The organism is Chloroflexota bacterium (assembly GCA_020850535.1).
Lineage (GTDB): Bacteria > Chloroflexota > UBA6077 > UBA6077 > JACCZL01 > JADZEM01.
In genome coordinates this window covers 199,668-218,587 of sequence record JADZEM010000187.1, presented here as the reverse complement: position 1 = coordinate 218,587, position 18,920 = coordinate 199,668, and the positions used below count along the sequence as shown (strand labels likewise).

General features: G+C 67.7%; 17 protein-coding genes. 9 read left to right on the top strand and 8 right to left on the bottom strand.

Annotated features, from left to right (window positions below):
* Positions 1-1,717 (bottom strand): ABC transporter substrate-binding protein (locus tag IT306_27185; GenBank protein ID MCC7372130.1); only part of this gene is annotated, 1,717 nt, incomplete at its 3' end.
* 556 nt (positions 1,718-2,273) lie between these two features.
* Between IT306_27185 and IT306_27180 the strand changes: the two genes are divergently transcribed.
* The 5 genes from IT306_27180 to IT306_27160 all read left to right on the top strand — a co-directional run bounded on the left by IT306_27180 (position 2,274) and on the right by IT306_27160 (position 7,098).
* Entirely contained in the window at positions 2,274-3,680 is a 1,407-nt protein-coding gene (locus IT306_27180) for a DUF1800 domain-containing protein (GenBank protein ID MCC7372129.1), read from the top strand.
* Between the two features lie 90 nt (positions 3,681-3,770).
* Complete coding sequence (locus IT306_27175) at positions 3,771-4,943, top strand: DUF1501 domain-containing protein (GenBank protein MCC7372128.1); 1,173 nt, start codon at positions 3,771-3,773, stop codon at positions 4,941-4,943.
* A 13-nt stretch (positions 4,944-4,956) separates the two neighbouring features.
* Positions 4,957-6,009, top strand: coding sequence for an NHL repeat-containing protein (locus tag IT306_27170; GenBank protein ID MCC7372127.1), 1,053 nt, complete (start codon positions 4,957-4,959; stop codon positions 6,007-6,009).
* A gap of 329 nt (positions 6,010-6,338) precedes the next feature.
* Positions 6,339-6,677, top strand: coding sequence for a hypothetical protein (locus IT306_27165; protein ID MCC7372126.1), 339 nt, complete (start codon positions 6,339-6,341; stop codon positions 6,675-6,677).
* Entirely contained in the window at positions 6,670-7,098 is a 429-nt protein-coding gene (locus IT306_27160; GenBank protein ID MCC7372125.1) for a HEPN domain-containing protein, read from the top strand. Before IT306_27165 ends, IT306_27160 begins: the two co-directional genes overlap by 8 nt.
* 78 nt (positions 7,099-7,176) lie before the next feature.
* Here IT306_27160 and IT306_27155 read toward each other — a convergent pair whose 3' ends face one another.
* From IT306_27155 to IT306_27145, 3 genes are all read right to left on the bottom strand, one after another.
* Positions 7,177-9,378: a glycosyltransferase family 39 protein gene (locus IT306_27155; protein ID MCC7372124.1), complete on the bottom strand. Its 2,202-nt coding sequence runs from the start codon at positions 9,376-9,378 to the stop codon at positions 7,177-7,179.
* A 384-nt stretch (positions 9,379-9,762) separates the two neighbouring features.
* Positions 9,763-10,650 carry an NAD(P)-dependent oxidoreductase gene (locus IT306_27150; protein ID MCC7372123.1) on the bottom strand — a complete coding sequence of 296 codons (888 nt, stop codon included), beginning with the start codon at positions 10,648-10,650 and terminating at the stop codon, positions 9,763-9,765.
* Between the two features lie 181 nt (positions 10,651-10,831).
* Positions 10,832-11,068 (bottom strand): NAD(P)-dependent oxidoreductase, encoded by a 237-nt coding sequence (locus tag IT306_27145; GenBank protein MCC7372122.1) that lies wholly within the window; start codon positions 11,066-11,068, stop codon positions 10,832-10,834.
* Between the two features lie 155 nt (positions 11,069-11,223).
* Here IT306_27145 and IT306_27140 point away from each other — a divergent pair, with 155 nt between their 5' ends.
* The 3 genes from IT306_27140 to IT306_27130 all read left to right on the top strand — a co-directional run bounded on the left by IT306_27140 (position 11,224) and on the right by IT306_27130 (position 14,260).
* On the top strand, positions 11,224-11,994 hold the full coding sequence (locus tag IT306_27140) for an SDR family oxidoreductase (protein ID MCC7372121.1): 771 nt from the start codon (positions 11,224-11,226) through the stop codon (positions 11,992-11,994).
* Between the two features lie 101 nt (positions 11,995-12,095).
* Complete coding sequence (locus tag IT306_27135) at positions 12,096-12,974, top strand: amidohydrolase (protein MCC7372120.1); 879 nt, start codon at positions 12,096-12,098, stop codon at positions 12,972-12,974.
* A 77-nt stretch (positions 12,975-13,051) separates the two neighbouring features.
* Positions 13,052-14,260 carry a mandelate racemase/muconate lactonizing enzyme family protein gene (locus IT306_27130; GenBank protein MCC7372119.1) on the top strand — a complete coding sequence of 403 codons (1,209 nt, stop codon included), beginning with the start codon at positions 13,052-13,054 and terminating at the stop codon, positions 14,258-14,260.
* Positions 14,261-14,316: 56 nt separating this feature from the next.
* Here IT306_27130 and IT306_27125 read toward each other — a convergent pair whose 3' ends face one another.
* The 4 genes from IT306_27125 to IT306_27110 all read right to left on the bottom strand — a co-directional run bounded on the left by IT306_27125 (position 14,317) and on the right by IT306_27110 (position 18,075).
* Entirely contained in the window at positions 14,317-15,276 is a 960-nt protein-coding gene (locus IT306_27125; protein MCC7372118.1) for a diguanylate cyclase, read from the bottom strand.
* A 68-nt stretch (positions 15,277-15,344) separates the two neighbouring features.
* Positions 15,345-16,403 (bottom strand): FHA domain-containing protein, encoded by a 1,059-nt coding sequence (locus tag IT306_27120; protein MCC7372117.1) that lies wholly within the window; start codon positions 16,401-16,403, stop codon positions 15,345-15,347.
* A 4-nt stretch (positions 16,404-16,407) separates the two neighbouring features.
* Entirely contained in the window at positions 16,408-17,478 is a 1,071-nt protein-coding gene (locus tag IT306_27115; GenBank protein MCC7372116.1) for an FHA domain-containing protein, read from the bottom strand.
* A 126-nt stretch (positions 17,479-17,604) separates the two neighbouring features.
* Positions 17,605-18,075, bottom strand: a complete 471-nt coding sequence (locus IT306_27110; protein ID MCC7372115.1) for a hypothetical protein — start codon at positions 18,073-18,075, stop codon at positions 17,605-17,607.
* A 246-nt stretch (positions 18,076-18,321) separates the two neighbouring features.
* Here IT306_27110 and IT306_27105 point away from each other — a divergent pair, with 246 nt between their 5' ends.
* Positions 18,322-18,873 (top strand): GatB/YqeY domain-containing protein, encoded by a 552-nt coding sequence (locus IT306_27105; protein MCC7372114.1) that lies wholly within the window; start codon positions 18,322-18,324, stop codon positions 18,871-18,873.
* Positions 18,874-18,920: the final 47 nt, after the last annotated feature.

Here is an 18,920-nt window from a genome sequence, read left to right as displayed (position 1 = left end):
TGAACTGGCCGCCCCAGGTGTCGAGCACCAGGCTCAGGCGGCCCTTGCCGTCGGTTCGGAGGCGGAAGCCCTCGCCGTCCTTCTTGTCCAGGCCGAGCTTGTCCAGCATCTCGTTGGACTTGGCGACGTCGAGCTTCGCCCACATGGTGCGATACTCGGGGCCGGGGTTGTACTTGTTGGACTCGGACGGCGCGACCGATCCGGACGTCCCCGTCCCGAGCCAGAACGTCTCGTTGACCTGGTCGCGGTCGATGCCGAGGCCGACGGCTCGACGGAAGTCGGGGTTCGAGATCCACTTGGCGACTTCGGGATCGGCGTCGAAGCTGAGGTTGTACTTGAGGCCGCAGTCCGCGCCGTTGTCCGCGATATCCAGCTGCATGCGGTAGTTGCCCTTCTGCTGGTTCTCCAGGAAGACGGGCAGCTTCCCCATGTCCAGGTGGCGGGACTGCATGTCGTACTCGCCGGCGATGGCGCGCAGGTTCAGCACTTCGAGGTTCTCGGCGAGCTGGAACTGGACCTTGTCGATGTACGGCAACTGGTTGCCGTCCGTGTCCACCCAGATGCTGTACGGGTTGCGCTCCCAGGTCCAGCTTGGGGTGTTGATCGGGGTGGCCAGCTTCCAGGGGGTCAACACCGGCAGCTCGGGGTTGAGCTGCCACTTGTTGCGATCCTTGAACATGCTGACCCAGTTGTCGAAGTTGTTCTGCCTGGCCAGCGCATCCAGCTTGTCCTGGCCGGCGTGCTTGGGCAGGAACTGCTTCAGGTAGTGGGCCGGGGCGAAGATCGGCACGCCGGATGGGTCACCCTGATAGGAGTGCGCCGAGATGGCCGTCGAGCCAGCCAGGACGGCGGGGAACAGGTAGTACGGCTCCGGGAAGATGAACTTGATGGTCGTGGCGTCCACCTTCTCGATCTTGCCGGGCTTGCCGTTGATCGACATCAGCGCCGAGCCGGTGGGGAAGAGCTCCTTGTTCTGGTAGATGTCCTCCCAGGCAAAGACGAAGTCGTCGGCGGTGAACGGCGTCCCGTCCGACCACCGATGCCCCTGCCGCAGCTTGATCTGCGTGACCTTGCCGCCGTCTTGCAGCTCGAAGCTCTTGGCGATGTTCGGGACGATGGTCTCGCCGGTGTAGTCCCAGAACAGCAGGTGATCCGGCCCGCTGACGTTGCGGAAGCCGTTCCACTGGTCGCCGGGGCCGGTGAACCCGTGACGCCAGATCCCGCCGTACTTGCCGACCTCGCCCAGCGGCTTGACGACGATCGGCTCGGGGCCGATGCGCTCGGCGACGGCCGGCAGCTTGCCGGCCTTGACCATCTCCGCGAGGTCCGGCGCTTCCTTGAAGCTCTTGGGCATCTGGGCGGCCTCGGTCACGACGCTCGGCCCTTCGAGCTTGCCGATGAGCTGCGCACCGAGCTTCGGCTCGCTCTTGGCGGCCGGCTTGGCTTCGGCTGGTTTCGCGGCCTCCGCTGGTTTCGCGGCAGCGGCAGGGGCCGGAGCGCTGGTGGCGGCCGGCGCGGCGGGCTTCGCCTCAGCTGCGGGGGCCGCGGTGGCGGCAGGCGCCGCCGGCTTGGCTTCGGCGGGCTTCGAATCGGCTGGCTTCGTGGCCGGCGCGCTCGGGGCGCAGGCGGCAAGGAGGCTCACGCCTCCTACGGTGATGGCGCCGGTCGCGCCATACTTGAGGAAGTCGCGTCGCGTCAGACCGGGCTTCGTTGCCATGCGGTGCTCCTGAACGCCGGCGGCCATCGTCATCGACAGGCCGCGTCACTACGATGCCTCACGTCACACGTCTGCCTACGGGAAACGGCTGGTCACCTCCCCACCCTGGCGATCGATCGTGAGCAAGCCGATGCATCAGCGTTGATGCTGGGCGCGAGCGCCGGGGCTCCACTGCCCCAGGTTGTCCGATCCGACTACACGTACCAGGAGGATGGGGGAACTGTCAATCGATTTCCTGACGCAAGTGCGGTGCGCTCAGTGGTTGTCCGTCGTCTCGCCGCGCGTCAACCGGCCGACAGCGGCTGGCGCAGCCGGACTGTTTGACATTCCGCAGCGGCGGAGTCAGAATCATTCTTACCGTCGGCACGCTACTAAAGCGATTTGGCCTCTGCCGACACGATCCGCCACAATACGTCCGTGCAGACCACCGGCTTTTAGATAGCGGTCGCGACGATGCAAGGCCGCCGGAGTCACGGTGACGTGAGATCCAGGCCTCCAACGCCCATGCTGAGCCGCGCCAGCGCATTCGGAGCACCAGCGACAACGGGAGGTACGAATGGCCGATGAACGTCTCGCCCTGATGGCGCACCTGTTGCGGCGCGCCGGTTTTGGGACCAGCCGCGAGGAGCTGGAGGCGTACGCCGCCCGCCCCTACGAGGAGGTCGTCGAGGAACTGGTCAACCCCGAGCGGATCCCGGATCTCGACGAGTCCGTGCTCCGCCGGTACTATCCGCACCTCGGCGCGAATCAGGACAACCCCAACTCCTGGAACGGGCGCTGGGTCTGGCGGATGGTCAACTCGAAGCGGCCGCTCGAAGAGAAGATGGCGCTGTTCTGGCACCACGTGCTGGCGACGGGCTGGACCAAGAGCGAGCACACGCCGACGATGATCGAGCACGTCGAGATGCTGCGGCGCGACGGGCTCGGCAACTTCCGCAAGATCCTGGTCGAGCTGTCCAAGGACCCGGCCATGATCTACTGGCTGGACAACAACGAGAACCACGCCAAGTCGATCAACGAGAACTACGGCCGCGAGATCCTCGAGCTGTTCTCGATGGGCATCGGCAACTACTCCGAGACGGACATCAAGAACGTGGCCCGCGCCTTCACGGGCTGGACGTTCGAGCAGCCGATCCCGCTGTACCCGTACGGGCACTACGCTTCGAAGTTCGTGTTCAAGCCGGAAGACCACGACAACAGCGAGAAGACATTCCTCGGGAACACCGGCAAGTTCAACGGCGAGGATATCGTCGATATCATCTGCCGCCAGCCGGCGACGGCTCGCTTCGTGAGCCGCCACCTGTACAACTTCTTCGTCGCGGATGAGGCGCAGGTGCCGGCCTGGAGCGTCCAGGAGCCGCGCGACCCTGAGGCCATCGCTACCCTCTCGAAGGCGTTCCTGGACTCGGATGCGGACATCCGCTCGGTCATGCGCGTGCTGTTTAACAGCGACTTCTTCAAGGCCGCGCAGTTCCAGCGGGTCAAGTGCCCCATCGAGCTGGTGGCCGGCGTCATCAAGCTGGCCGGCACCCATCGTGGGGTGGACCCGGGCCTCGTGGCGTTCGACGGCGCGACCCGCGTCATGGGCCAGACGCTGATGGACCCGCCCACCGTGGAGGGCTGGCACACCGGCAAGGAGTGGATCGACGGCGGCACGCTCACCGAGCGCGTCAACTTCGCCGTGAGCCAGGTGAGCGACGTCAAGAAACCCGGCCCGCAGTCGATCATCCGACGGCTGGCGGACTACGGCCGGCCGCTCGGCCCCGAGGAGCTGGTGGACACCGTGCTCGACCTGGCCGGGCCGTTGCAGGTGCAGCCGGAGACCCGGCAGGCGCTGGTCGAGCTGGCCGCCCGCGACGGCGAGCTGCGCTTCGGCTCGGACGACGAGCGCCAGAAGAGTGAGGAGCGCGTGGGCCGCTTGCTGCGCCTGACGGTCGCCTCCCGCGAGTACCAGTTCGCCTGATCGTTCGTACAACAGCCCCGGGCCGCCAACGGCCCGAGGCCTCGGTTCTCGACCAGCCCGCCGATGCAGGCGGCAGGAGGGACAGACCTCATGGCAGTCAGCGGCCACACCAACGGCCACGCGAAGAAGAAGGATCCGGTTCTGGTCGTCGTGCAGCTTTCGGGCGGCAACGACTTCATGAACACCGTCATCCCGTTCACCGAGGGCGCGTACTACGACGCACGTCCGCTGGTGCACGTTGCCAAGAAGGATCAGCTTCCGTTCACAGACACGCTCGCCTTCCACCCGGCAGCTGCCCCGCTGCGCGACATGTACCTCGCGGGCGATGTCGCCATCATCCAGGGCATCGGCTACGAGAACTCCAGCCGCTCGCACTTCCGGGCGATGGACATCTGGCACACCTGCGAGCCGCTGAAGATCGCCACCGAGGGCTGGCTGGCGAAGGTCGTTCGTGAGATCGATCCGCAGGGCTCCAACCCGCTGACGGCGGTCAGCTTCGGGCGTGGCCTGCCGCGCGCGCTGGCCGCGCCGGGCGTCACGGCAACCTCGGTCGACAACCTGGACAACTACGGCCTGCTGAACTCGATTCAGACGGCCGAGCAGCGCCAGGAAGACCTCTCCTTCTTCAAGCGCATGTACACCCCGGCCATCGGCACCGGTATGGTGCTCGACTACCTCGCGCACACCGGCAACGGCGTGCTGGCCGGCGCAGATATGCTGAAGGAGGCCCCGAGGCTGTACACGTCCTCGGTGCAGTATCCCGACTGTGCCATCGGCAAGTCCCTGCGCGACGTGGTGCGGGTCCACACGGCCAACCTCGGCACGCGGATCTTCTACACCCAGCACGGCGGGTACGACTACCACGCGCAGGAGAACCCGTCGCACTTCCGCCTGCTCTCGGAGCTGACCCAGTCGCTGCGGGCGTTCATGCAGGATCTGCGCGAGCACAACGCCTCGGACAACGTGACGGTGCTGGTCTTCACCGAGTTCGGCCGCCGCATGAAGGACAACGGCAGCGGCACCGACCACGGCTCGGGCGGCGGCGCGTTCCTGATCGGCGACCGCATCCAGGGCGGCCTCTACTCCGAGTATCCGTCCGTGAAGCCGGCCGACTGGCTGAACGGCGAGGATCTGCGGCACACCTTCGACTTCCGGGGCGTCTACGGCACGCTGTTGGAGCAGTGGCTCGGCCTCGACCCGACCGAGATCGTTGGCGGCACCTACGAGCAGCTTCGCCCGTTCAAGACGGCCGCGGGCGCCTGAGGGGAGAGCGAGCATGGCAATTGATTCGCCAGTCGCGCAGCAGGCCGCGACGAAGACGTTTCCGTACGCGCTGCTGCGGGCCGGCTTCCCGTACTACACCACGCTCGGGATGCGTCGCGTCACCACGTTCTGCATGGACGTGGTGATCGGCAACGACCAGCGGCTGTTCGTGCTCTGCCGCGAGGACGGCCAGGGCGGGACGATCCGCCGCACTAACTGGGCCGACGAGGATCTGGGGACCATCAGCGGCGGCGGCATGGAGCCGGGCAAGCTGATGTGGCCGGTCCAGCTCATCCGCGACAAGGCCGAGACGCTGTACGTCTCCGACGAGGGGCTGCACACGATCACGGCGTTCAACCCTGACGGCACGCACCTGGGCACCTGGGGCCAGTTCGGCACCGAGCCGGGCCAGCTCAACCGCCCGTCGGGCATCGCCTTCGACGCCGACGAGAACCTGTGGGTTGTCGATACCCAGAACCATCGCGTCCAGCAGTTCGCCAAGGACGGGACGTTCATCAAGGGGTTTGGCGAGCGGGGCAGTGGCGCCGGCCAGTTGAACCAGCCGTGGGGCATCGCCATCGATATCAAGGGCGACCTCTACGTCAGCGACTGGGGCAACAACCGGGTCCAGAAGTTCTCTCCGGACGGCACGCACCTGCTGAGCTTCGGCAAGGAAGGCAGTGGCGACGGCGAGTTGAAGCTGCCGGCCGGTATCGCGGTTGACGCGCACGGCGACATCTACGTGGCCGACCGTGGCAACCATCGCATCTGCCTGTTCGACCTGACCGGGCGGTATGTCGAGCAGTTCATCGGCGATGCGACGCTCTCGAAGAGCGGGCGGACCTACATCATGGCGAACCCGAAGGTGCTCCGTGGTCGTGAGATGACGACCCTGGAGATCCAGAAGCGGTTCCGTGGCCCGGCCTCCGTCCGCATCGATGGCGACCTGATGTACGTCCCGGATTTCGGCTCGCACCGCATCCAGGTGTACAAGAAGGAAGCGTATCCGCTGACCGAGGAAGACATCTGGCCGGAGCAGAACCACCCGTTCCTCTACAACGTGTAGGCGTGAGCAACTCCAGGTACGTCTAGAGGACAAACTCAGGCCTCGATTGTCATCCTGAGCGTGGCGAGCTTGCGAGCGGAGTCGAAGGATCTCACAACCTGATCTGTCGTGTCGGTCGGTGAGATCCTTCGCAAGCTCAGGATGACAGTTGGCGCCGAGGGTGACCAATGGTGCTGCGTCGCATGGTTGCGTGCTGAGCCTGTTGCAGCTTCGTCTCACTCCCGCAGTCGTTGGGGTGAGGGGCAGGTCATAGCGCCCAGGACGGCCGTCCCCCGTCACTCCCACAGTCGGTGGGGTGAGGGCCACTCTTTTTCTCTGGAGTCTCCTTCGTGCCGATGATGTTCGGATTCTCAGATCACCGTCGGCAGCAGCTCGAGGCTGAGGCTCGCCGATTTGCCCAGGAGGCTCCGCCCTACGGTGCGATGGCCACCTGGATCGTCGGGGAGTTCGCGCGCGGGCAGGTCGATCCTGAAACCGAGCTTGAGCTGGTCATCGTGCAAGAGACTGACGAGCCGTTCCAGCGGCGCGGCGAGTTCTGGGAGAGCCACCTGCGACCGCGAGTCGGGACGCGCTACCTCGTCTACACGCCCGACGAGGTCGACGAGTGCGCCGAGTCTGACCCGCTGCTTCAGCACGCGATGACCGAAGGTGAGGCGCTGCTTGGCTGACAGCAGGATGCGACCGGTCAGGGCCTGGCTCCGGCAGTCGGCGCTCGATCTCGCGGACGCGGGCTTTGTGGCCGAGAGCGGCCGGCACGCGCTGGCCTGTTTCCTCAGCCACCAGGCCGCCGAGAAAGCTGTCACCGCGTACCTGCTGGCGCGCGGGGCTGAGCGGGTCTGGGGGCATGCCCTGGCCGACCTCTGCGAGGACGCGCTGGCGCTCGATCCGTCTTTTGATCTGATCAAGACGGTGGCCGTGCTGCTCGACAAGCACTTCCTCGGGGCGCGCTATCCTACCACGCTGCCCGGCGGCGTCCCGGGCGATGCGTACGAAGCGACCGACTCGGCGCGCGCGCTGGAAGTGGCCGGCGACGTCCGACGCTTCGTGGACGAGCGGTTGGCGGCGCTGGGCATCAGCCCCGACGCCTGAGCGGCCCGCCTGTGACCGTCCTCGTCTCATCGGCCGGGCCACATTGCGTCTACGTGCCGGTCTGGGGGCCGCGCGCCACTACTCCGGCCGAAACGCCGATGGCGGGATGAGCGTGCGCGCGCCGTCCGGCGGCTGCCAGCGCAGCTCGAACGTGCCGGGGCCGCGCTGGTAGCTGTAGGTGACCGTCACGGCGTGCTGGCCGGGAGTCAGTCGGGCCTCGCCCCGCGCGACCCGTGGCTCGGCAGCCCGTTTTGCGCTGAGCACGGGTTTGCCGTCAATCGTCAACTCGGCCACGCCATCGGTGAGACATTCGAAGCGGTAGGCCCCGTCCCGGTCCGCCAGCAGGCTGCCGGTCCAGGTCACGTCGAACGGCCGGTTGCCGGTCAGGGCCGACGCCTCGCGAAAGGCCAGCACGGCGTCGAGGCGATGGCGCTCTTCCTCGCCCTGGCTGTCGTCGATCAGCAGGACGCCTTGCAGGCCGCGCGGCTCGGCGGCCGGGCGCGGGCCGGCCGGCACGTCCACGGTGACGATGGCGACCTTGCCGTCTGGCCCCAGCGCCGCCCCGAACGTCGCGCCGGGGATCATCTGCTCGAGGGTTGGCTGCCAGTCCGCCAGCCGGGGGCTGAGCGCGATGGTGGCCGGCCGCGGATCGGCCAACAGCGCCGGGACCGCCTCGCTGAGGTTGGTCAGGTCGGTCAGCGGGCGAGATTCCGCCAGGAAGCGCAGCCGCTCGTCCCAGGCCCGCACCTCCGGTGCGCCAGCGACATACACCGTCCGGCCGGCTGGCTGCTCTGCCACCCAGCGCGCCCAGGCCGAGTGTGGCTGCCAGGGCAGCTCGGCCGGGTAGCGCACCAGCATCGCGTTGGCGGTGTCGGCAGTTGTCGCGCCGACCAGCAGCAGCGACATCGCCAGCGGCACGACGCCGACCAGCGAGGGCCGGAATCGCCCGATGACGCGGTCGATCCCCTGGCACACCGTCAGCAGTCCGATGGCCGCAAACAGGCAGGCCACCGGCGTCAGCGCGACGAGGCGGTGAAACTGCGGCGCGCCGGCGCTCATGATGCCGCCCAGCAGCACGCCGCCGGAGATCAGGAAGAGGCAGGCGTAGCGGGGCTGGCCGACGCGCCAGAGCGCCACGGCGACCCCCACTACCAGCAGCGCCGCCACCGGCCCGTACAGCAGGGGCTCGTGGGCGAACTCGAAGAAGGTGCCGCGATCCGGCACGTCGACGAAGGCCCGCACGTTGATGATCGCCTGTCCAAGCATCACCCGAACCGGGTCGGTGGTCTGGTGGATCTCGGTCGCCTGATCCCAACGCCGGAAGACCGACCGAAACTGGAGCCGGTCGTACAACTGGTACGGATCGTCGCGGACATAGGCAAGCTGCGGCCCGAGCACGGCCAGCATCCCGATGGCTGCCAGCACGCCGCCACGGAAGATCGGCCACCACGAGCGGTAGTGCGTGGCCATCATGACCAGATAGAGCGCGGCCACTGCCAACACGAACGCCCGCGCCCCGAAGTTGGCGTACTGTGCGAAGCCGAGCGCGACGCCGCCGAGGGTGTGCCAGGCCACCTGCTCCGTTCGCAGGCCGCGCCAGATCAGCGCGACAGCCAGCAGTCCCAGGAACGGGATCTCGATGATGGTGAGGGCGAGGCGGCTGAAGAAGATGTGTGACACGGTGACGGCGAGGAGGGTCGTGGCGAGCAGCGCGACGCCGCTCCCGAAGAGTGGGCGTGCGAAGACCCACAGCGCGGCCACACTCCCGATGCCGGCCAGGGCTGCCACCAGCCGCTGCGGGAACATCCCCTGGCCGAAGAGGGCCATTGCGGCCGCCTTGACGTACATGAGCGGGGCGGGATCGGAGATGAACGCGAAGCCGAACGGGTGCGGCCCTCGACCCTGGAGGATGTCCCGGGCGATCAGGCCCATCACGGCCTCGTCGATGTGGATCCCGAGCGGCAGGTCGGCCAGCGACCACAGGCGGGCGGCGGCGGCGCAGGCAAGCACGACGCCGAGGCTCACGGCTTCCAGGCGGCCGATGCGGATGGCGAGCAGATCGCGGATTGTCTGGCGATAGGTGGTGCTGGCCACCATGACCAGGAGGCCGAGCGCCCAGCCCAGCGCGCCGGCCGCCAGCCAGGGCGTCTGCACGACGGCCGCTCCGGCCAGCGCCAGCAGCAGCCCGGCGGCGAAGACGGCGTCGCGGGCGGTCAGCGGGCGCAGACTCGGGATGGCCACCGCGCGGGCACGCCCGAGAGCGCTGTCAGTTGCTGCCATCTGCGCGTCCGCCCGCTCGCGATCGATGTTGGCAGGCGCACACGCCACCAGAACGGTCTTCCCGCATCGGGGCTGATGATAGCAACTCGTCGATCGAACCCGCCGCAGCCGTCCGGTTCGGTCAGCGCGATCGCCCGGCCGTCTCTCCGTCGGCAGGGCGATTGCATGATCTCTGGTGTTCCTGAAGACGGTGAATCGGGCGGTCAGGGACTGAAGTCCCCGCCTACCGTCATTCAGTCGCTGCGCGACGAAGGACCGGATCAACCATCGCCACGTGAGACAGGAGCGTCGCAGAGCGACAGCATGATGGCAGGCGGGGACTTCAGCCCCCGACGAGGTCGCAGGACGTGCTTGTCATGCAATCGCCCTGTCTCCGTCGAAGGGTTACCGGCCGGCTGCTGGCTCCACGAGGTATGCTCGGATGTCGTCCGAGAACTTGAGCTCGGCATCGTCCTGGGGCGCGTAGCCGATCACCCTGTGGGCGTTGACGATGCTCCAGAAGGCGCGGGCGTTGCCGGAGATCCCGTAGAAGACCTGGAACGGAATACCGTACTCATCCTCAATGCTCGGCGTCTCAATTGACTTGACGAAAAGCTGAGTCAGGTCGCGAGGGCTAATGTAGGCACCGAGGTCACGCTTATAGCCCGTAGGATTCGCCCCGTCGCCAGTCGGGCCATTCGGAAAGAACCGGGCGGCGACAATCGGGCGCGGCGCGCCAATCCGGATCTGGACATTCCCCAACTTTCGACCGCGAGAGCCGCTCGCGTACAAGAACCCGAGACTTTCATATGCCAATTTGCTCCAACCATAGAAATTGTCGGAGCGAGGAGGCGTGCGGTCGGGATCGACCATGTCCATCTTCCCAATGTGCAGCAGCTCCTCATACCAGTCGGCGGCATGATTGGAGCTGGCGACCACAACGCGGCGCACGCCCTCTTGAAGCGCGAGCCGGTAGACTCGGTTCGCCATCGCGACGTTGGGCTCTTCATCTTCGAAGTCACGCCCGTCCCCGCTCGGCCCAGTACCAAGAGATCCACGGTGGTAGGCAAGATGCACGACGGCGTCTGCGCCCGTGAAAAGCGGTCGGATCTCCTCGTCGGGGCCGTCCAGCATGCTCGCGACCTGGGCATCCTCCACCCGGTTGCCATCTCGGTCGGTGTCCCTCATGTCGATCAGGCGCAGGTCGTACCGTTCGCGAAAGGTCGGCAGCATCTGGGAGGCGATGTACCCCGTTGCGCCCGTCACAAGGACGGTCGGCTTGGCTCCGGACATTGGTTGGCTCCGATTGGCCCCGGAGCGACCAGTTTCACGATTCCGGCGGCCAGAAAGTTCAAGATGACCTGTTTCGATAGTATCCGAGCGGCAGCCCTCTGATCGAGCTTGCGCTAGTGAACAGACTGGTCTCGGAAGGTTCCAATTCAGAAACTCGTTTCGTAGGGGTTAACTACATAGGTCAGCCGTAGAAGCTGTCCGACTTCGACGGCGTCAGGTCGGGATCGACCATGTCCATCTTGCCGACGTGCAGCAGATCGACGACCTGTGCGCCCTGAACGGGATTGCCCGCGCGATCGGTGTCGCGCACGTCGATCAGGCGAACGTCGTAGCGCTCGCGGAAGGTCGGGAGCATCTGGGAAGCGATGTAGCCAGTAGCGCCGGTCACCAGGACCGTCCGGCGTGGGGCAGCAGTCATCGGTCGGCGTCCCTCTTGGTTCTGTTCGGATCTGCGCGACGGCAGATCGCGACACCATCTGCGAATACGTCGCTCTCATCGTAGCAGAGGCGGCGATGCCCGCCCAGATGGACAGACAGCCGGGGTCGGCGCTACGATGCGGCGCGGGAGGGTGCGTGCAGATCGATCTGACGGGCCGCGTGGCGGTCGTGACGGGTGGCGGAGCGGGGATCGGCCGGGGCATCGCGCGGTGTATCGCGGAGGCGGGCGGCCGGGTGGTGGCGGCGCAGCGGCGACGTGAGGCCTGCCAGGAGACCGTCGACCAGATCGTGGCGCTGGGCGGCGAGGCGTTCGCCTGGGACGTGGACGTCACCGACGAAGCGAGCATCGCACGGCTATTCGACGCTGCCACTGACCGCTACGGGACGCCCGACCTGCTGGTGAACTGCGCCGGCAATCGGCGGATCGGCGCGACGGAGAGCCTGGGCGTCTCAGACTGGGACCACGTGTCGGACGTGGCGCTCAAAGGCACGTTTCTCTGCTGCCGCGAGTTCAGCCGGCGGCTGCTGGCCGAGGGTCGGCCGGGCGCCGTCGTCAACACCACCTCGGTGATGGGGGTGGTCAGCCTGCCCGGCCGGGCGTCGTACACGGCCAGCCGCGCCGGGGTGATCGGGCTGACCACCAGCCTTGCCGTTGAGTGGGCGGCGCGCGGCATTCGCGTCAATGCCGTAGGGCCGGCCTTCATCCGCACCGAACAGGCCGAGTCGATGGTTCGCCAGGGAGTCTTCAGCGTGGATGGCGTGAACAGACGGACGCCGCTCGGGCGTTGGGGCGAGCCGGAGGAGGTCGGGCGGGTGGTAGCGTTCCTGCTGTCGGATCTCGCCAGCTACGTGACGGGACAGACGATCTTCGTCGACGGCGGCTGGCTCGCGACCAGTGCCCTGTGAGCGGATCGTGGGTCGAGGATCGTAGATCGTGGGGAGGGGTATGCTTCCAGCGCCCACGATCTACGACCGACGATCCACGACCCCTGAGGAGAGAGGTGCCGATGCCCGAGGAGTACCTGAAGGACGCGCCGCCGCGCGTCTTTGACGTTCACGTCCACTACGGACCGCGCCCCGGCGGCCCGGCAAACCAGTCCACCGAGTTCCATCGTGAGATGCTGGCCTACGCCTGCCGCAGGCTGAACATCCGCAAGGTGGCGCTGCTCGGGCGGAAGGGCGACGATGACTGGGAGACCACGCTCGACGCGCACCGGGCACATCCCGACCTGTTCATCCCGCTGGCCCAGGTCTGGCTGGACGAAGACGGACCGGATCAGATCTCGCGGCTGCATGGCCGAGGCTTCAAAGGGCTGAAGATCACCGGCCCCAGCTTCGACTACGACCACGAGTCGTACTACCCGCTGTACGAGCGCTGCGAAGAGCTGGGCATGCCGATCCTCTTCCACACGGGGATTCGTGGCGGCCCCATCGACTTCCTGCTGTTTCACCCCCGCGACGAGGATCTGGCCGCGCGGACAGCCGCCGAGCACGAGGAGCGCGGGCGCGGCTCGACCAAGGGCGCGGCCCGCATGCAGCCGATCTTCCTCGACACCATCGGGATCGCCTTCCCGAAGCTCAGGATCATCGGGGCGCACCTGGGCTACGGGTTGTACGACAGCGCGGCAGCCGTCGCTCGCTGGCGGCGCAACGTGACGTTCGACATCTCTGGCGGTGCGGTCGTGCGACGTCACATCCTCGACCGCCAGATGATCTACAAGGAGATCCTGCCCGAGAAGCTCGTCTGGGGCTCGGACTGCGACGTCACCCACATGAGCCGTGAGTTGACGGCCTGGATGGATGCCTTCAACGCGATGGGCATGTCGGCGGACGATCAGGACAAAATCTTCTACCGAAATGCGGCTGCGATCTTCGGCGTGGAGTAGGTGAGCGCGACTCGCAGGCGTCGGCCGGACGGGCGGCGGTCGGCCGACGCCACCCACCAGACCAAGGGAGAACACTGGTGAAGATCACTGCACTCGAAACCGTCAATATCGAAGCCTATCCGCAGATCACGTTTGTGCGGATTCACACCGACGAGGGGCTGATCGGGCTGGGCGATACGTTCTTCGGGTCCGCGTCCGTCCAGACCTACGTCCACGAGGTGGCCGCGCCGTTCCTGCTCGGCAAGGATCCGCTCGCCATCGAGGCGCTCTGGAGCAGCCTGTTCGCCAGCACCGTGCGCGGCGGGCTCTCGATGCGAAGCGCCGAGATGCGCGGGCTTTCGGGCATCGACGTGGCCCTCTGGGACATCGCGGGCCAGGCCATGAACTTGCCGCTCTACCGGCTGATGGGCGGGCCGACGCGCGAGTCGCTGCGGGTCTACAACACCTGCGCTGGCTATCGCTACGGTGGAAAGAAGCCGGCCGGCTCGACGGCTAACTACGTGGATGGCCGCAGCGAGGGACCGTACGAGGATCTCGACGCCTTCCTGAACCGGGCCGACGAACTGGCGCACGATCTCCTCTCCGAGGGGTATCGGGCCATGAAGATCTGGCCGTTCGATCAGTTCGGGCCGGCCACGAACGGCCACCAGATCTCAGCCGAAGACATCGTGAAGGGCTGCGAGCCGTTCGAGAAGATCCGCAAGGCCGTCGGCAACAAGATCGAGATCGCGCTGGAGATGCACTCGGTGTTCGGGCTGCCGGCCGCGCAGCGCATCGCTCGGGCGGTCGAGCAGTACGATCCGCTCTGGTTTGAGGACCCGGTCCGCATGGACAATCTGGACGCCTTGCTCCAGTTCCGCCAGAGCACGCGCATCCCGACGACGGCCTCCGAGACGATGTCCACGCGGTGGCAGTTCCGCGAGGCGTTCGAGAAGGGCGCGCTGTCGGTGGTGATGTTCGATATCGGCTGGGTCGGCGGCTTGTCCGAGGCGCGGAAGATCGCCACGATGGCTGAGGCGTACCAGTTGCCGATCGCGCCGCACGACTGCGTCGGCCCGATCACCCTGGTGGCGGCCGTTCACCTCGACTACGCCGTGCCGAACGTCTTCATCCAGGAGGTGGTGCGGGCGTACCTGCACGGCGTCTACCCGAACCTTGTCACCGAGCTGCCGCCGGTGGTCGATGGTACGATCCGTCCGTTGGAAGGCCCGGGACTCGGCACGAAGCTCCTGCCTGACCTGATCTCGCGCGCCGACGCAAACGTCCGGATCACGCGCGCGAGCTAGAAGCGCCGTGCCCTCACCCCGGCTCAGGGGTGAGGGCATCCGGCCGGCGGCAGCGGCTATGGCGTCGCGGCGGCGTCAGTCGCCGGGTCGCTCAGCTCGACGCGGTTGCCGCCGTTCGCCTGCGCCCGCAACAGCGCCGCTTCGGTCCACCCGAGCAGCGCGTCATATGTGAGCGTGCCCTCTGCCTGGAATGCGCCCACGCCGGCGCTGACCGTGACCACGCCGGCGGGCTGATTTCCCTGGTGGGGCAACTGAAGCTGCTCGATGGCGGAGCGGATGCGCTCGGCGGCGATGCAGGCTGACTCTGCCGTCTGCTCCGGGAGCAGCACCACGATCTCGTCGCCAGCGTAGCGATAGGCGCGGTCGCCGGTCCTGAGCGTCTCGGAGACGGTCTGCGCGATGAGTCGCAGCACCTCATCGCCGGCAAGCTGGCCGTTCGCCTCGTTGTAGGCGCGGAAACGGTCGAGGTTGACGAGCATCGCGGCGTAGCGGTGGCCGTACCGCTGCAGCTGGCCCTGGAACAGCTCCAGGTCGTCCGTGAGCTGGACGCGGTTCCAGAGGTTGGTGAGCGCGTCCGTGCGCGCGCTCGCCCGCAGCGCGTAGCGGGCGCGCTCGAGCTGCGTCTCCTGATCCAGCAGCCGGCGCGTCAGGAGCAGGAGTCGTTCTGCCACCTGAATCCGGGCGTGCAACTGCTCGTCGTGAAACGGGCGGGCCAGGAAGTCGTCTGCGCCGCTGCCCATCGCCCTGAGGAGCATCTCGGGATCGTCCGCGTTGACCAGGGCGACGAAGTACGGGGCCGGGGTGCGCTTGAGCGCGCGCAGGCGAGTCGCCAGCTCCAGGATGCTCACGTCTGCGAGGTCGGCGGACACCAGCACCACATCCGGCGAGCCGTCGGCAAGGTGGGTCCAGGCGGTCGCGCCGTCTGCGACCTCCTGGCAGCGGTAGCCGAAGCGGTCGAGCGCAGCGCGGAGGGCAGCGCGCGCCGAGGGTTCGGGGTCCGCGATCAAGACGAGCATGCCGGCGCTCGCTCGCTCATGAGGATGGCGTCTGAAGTGCCAGGGTGATCATCGCGCCGCCAGCCAGCCTACGATCCGGACTGCACGATCCGAACGCGCGTGCCGCAGGCTCTGCACTCCGCGTTCGGCCCTTCTGGATGGCCCGGACCTTCGCCCAGGACGATCTGGCCCTGCCGCGCAGCGGCCTGCGCCCCCGGCGTCTGTGCCGCCGGCCCGTAGACGATCTGCACCATCGTACGCATGCCCTGGCAGTTGGGGCACTGCACCGGGCTCCAGGCTGACATGTAGACCACCGGAGCCGCCTGCGGGACCGGCGCACCCGGGCCGGGGATCGGGCTGCCCCACGGCGCCGGCGATGGGCGGCCGCCAAGCTGCCCGCCGCCTGCTGCTGCCGCGGCCTGGGTGAACCGGAAGACCGCGTCCCCGATCTTGATGACCGACCCCTCGGCCAGCGGCACGCTGTCTCGCACCGAGCGGTCGTCCACGCGGGTGCCGTTGCGGCTGTTGAGGTCTTCGACGGCGTACCCACGATCCTGCCGCACGACGCGCGCGTGATGTCGGGAGACCCGCGCATCCTCAAGGCTGATATCGTTCGAGCGTGAGCGGCCAATCGTCACAACGGGCGCGTCAAGCGGGTACTCGACCTTGCCGACGCCACTCTCGAGGACGAGCCGAGCGGCGGCCGGTGCCGGTGCGCTGTACGGCTGCTGGTCCTGGCCTCCGTACGGCGCCGGTCCGGGCGGCCCATAGCCACCCTGCTGCTGCCCACCGCCGCCATACGGGTTTCCATACGGACTTTGCTGCCCACCGCCATACGGTTGTTGGTCCTGGCCGCCGTACGGCGTAGGTCCGGGGCCCGGACCGTAGCCGGGATTGCCCTGTCCATAGCCACCCTGCTGGCCGCCGTACGGCCCTTGCTGCTGCCCGTAGGGGTCGTACGGCGGGCCGCCGGGCTGCGGCCGGCCGTACTGGTCGAGCTGCGGCCGGTTGTACGGATCCTGCGGCGCTTGCGGTCGAAACGGGCCAAGCTGCGCCCCACATTCGATGCAGAACGGATACTCTTCGGGCGGGTACTCCGGCGGGTTCTCGTTGCCGCAGGTGGGGCAGCGGGGCGGCTGCATCATCATCGGGTCAACCCGCCGATTCGAAGCGCATGCGCGCGGGACCGATGCGGATCACGTCGCCGTTCCGCAGCGACCGTGGGGCCGTCACCAGATCGTCGTTGACGTAGGTCTCACCCGCGCCGCCAATCGGCTCGACGTGCCAGCCGCCGTCGCCGCGCACCACGCGGGCGTGATCGTAGCCGACGATGTCCGCCTCCACCGTCACGTGACACCCGATGCTGCGCCCGATGGTGGTCAACTGGCGGCCGAGCGTGAACTGCCGACCGTGAACCGGCCCTTCCAGCACCACCAGACGGGGGCCGCCTCGGAGATTGAGGTTGGGTGGAACGGTCAGCATGACCGTGTGTGACTCGTGCTCGTCCCCCTCGTACGCTGGCGGTGGAGGTGGCGCGCTGGCCGGCGGCTGCGATGCCACGTTCGGGTTCGCCGGGGCCGCCGGCGACTGGGCGGCGTGGCTCAAGAACGCCGGGACCGCCGACGTGGCATTGTCCTCGTCTTCGGTGGCTGGCGGCGACGGCGTGTACGGCGAGACCATCGCCGTCTTGCTGCTGTCGTCGTCCAGCGGAGGCTGGCCGGCCGGTGCGCCGTACCCCGGCATGACCGATGTTGCGCCATACGGCGTGTCAGGCGGCGCGCCGGCGCCCTGGGGCTGATACTCCTGGGGCTGGTAGGTGGGCTGGTACGGCTGCTGCCCGCCGTACGGTGACGCCGAGAGGCCGGGGTTGGCCGCTCCCTGCGAGACGCCCAGGCAGGCGTCGCACGGCCCGGAGATCGCCTGGGTCATCCGCTCGGTCCAGAGGGCCTGACCGCGCTCCCAGAGCTGCCGGCGCGCCTTGACGCCCGGCATGAACGAGAGCAGCGAATCCATCATGCCGTCAGGGGCGCGCCCGGCCCAGGCTGTGCGGGCCACCATCTTGCCGGTCTCGACGCTCAGCGTCTGGTCGATGCCGGATGCGACCGCCTCAAGGTCAGGGGCCGGGAGCGGGCGTCCGCACGTGCCACAGGCGCCGCTGCCGTCGCCTCCCTGCTGACCCGCAGGTGCATACCCTGATTGGCCGCCCATCGGGTCCATCGACATCTCTCCTCGACCGCGCCTACGTCTCGATGATTGTAGCAGCGTCTGTCCGGTTTCGGACCCGTTCTTGGAACGATGCCAACCCTGATTCTCCCGCCACATCCGGGGCCTCCGGACGGGGTGCTCGTCCTAACGGCGACGGCGGCCCTTGGGGCGGTGAGCGTGGCCGCCCCGGTGCCCGCCGCTCTGGCTGCGCTTCGGCAGGTACCGGCGGATGCGGTCCTCGTCGTTCCAGGCGGCCAGCGCCTCCGGGTAGGTCCGCGTGCGGTAGCGTTGGGCGAACACGCCAGCGGCGACCACCGCCCCCAGCCAGACGAACAGCCAGAGCCGCCTGGACAGGAACGGCGTCTGCTGCCAGCGGAAGAGCAGCAGGAACAGCCCGCAGACGGCAAACCCCACGACCCACTTCGCAGCCCGCACGATCAGGCGTCGGTGCAGGCTGTGGTGTGGCGCGAGGCGTGGGGCCAACAGCCACGCGGCAACTCCGGCCACCAGCATCAGCCCGAGCAGCGCTGCGAAAGCCGCCCACAGCGGCCCGCCAATCGCGTCCGAGGGATCGGTCCACCAGTACGAGGGCAGAAGCCGTTCCAGGATCTCCATCGCGTGCTGATGGTAGACCGTTCCAGGTGCAAAGGCAATCTCGGACGCAGGGGGCCAGACCCCGCAGTCCGCGTCGGGCCGGTGGTTGCCCGAATGCCGCACAATGGGCGTGCATGTTGAGCGCGTCTCACCACGTTCTGGGAACGCCAACGAACATGCGATTGCCCTGCCCGCGCAATGCGCGTGCGCGGCGCGGGACGGGTGTATACTCGATCCCGAGAGACCGACTCCTGGTGAGAGCGAGCTGTGGCCACCGAGATCGAGCAGAAGCTAACGGATGAACTGAAGGATGCCATGCGGTCGGGCGATGAAGTGCGCCGCGACGCGGTCCGGATGTTGCGGGCTGCCCTCAAGAAGGAGGAGCTGGACCTTCAGCAGCAGCAGGTGCTCGCGGCCGCCAAGAAGGCCGGCTACCCGAACCTCAACTCGGTGGACGTCAGCGTCCTGAACCTGGGAGCACCGTACACGTTGACCGACGATGACGCCGTGCGGGTCGTCAACCGCCAGGTGAAGCAGCACCGCGAGTCGATTGACCAGTTCCGCAAGGGCAACCGGGCTGACCTCGCCGCCCGCGAGGAGGCTCAGCTCGCGGTGATCGAGAAGTACCTGCCGCAGCTGATGCCGCGCGAGCAGGTCGAGGTCGTGGTGCGCGAGACGCTGGCCGGCATGGACCTCAGCACTGGACTCAAGGCCCAGGGCGCGGCCATGGCGGCGCTCTCTCCGAAGCTGCGCGGCAAGGCTGACATGAAGATCGTCAGCGAGATCGTCCGCAACATCCTGACGGGTGCAGCTGGATAGCCTGCCCGCCACGCCCGCGCAGGGCGGAACGGCCAGTCCCGGCGTGG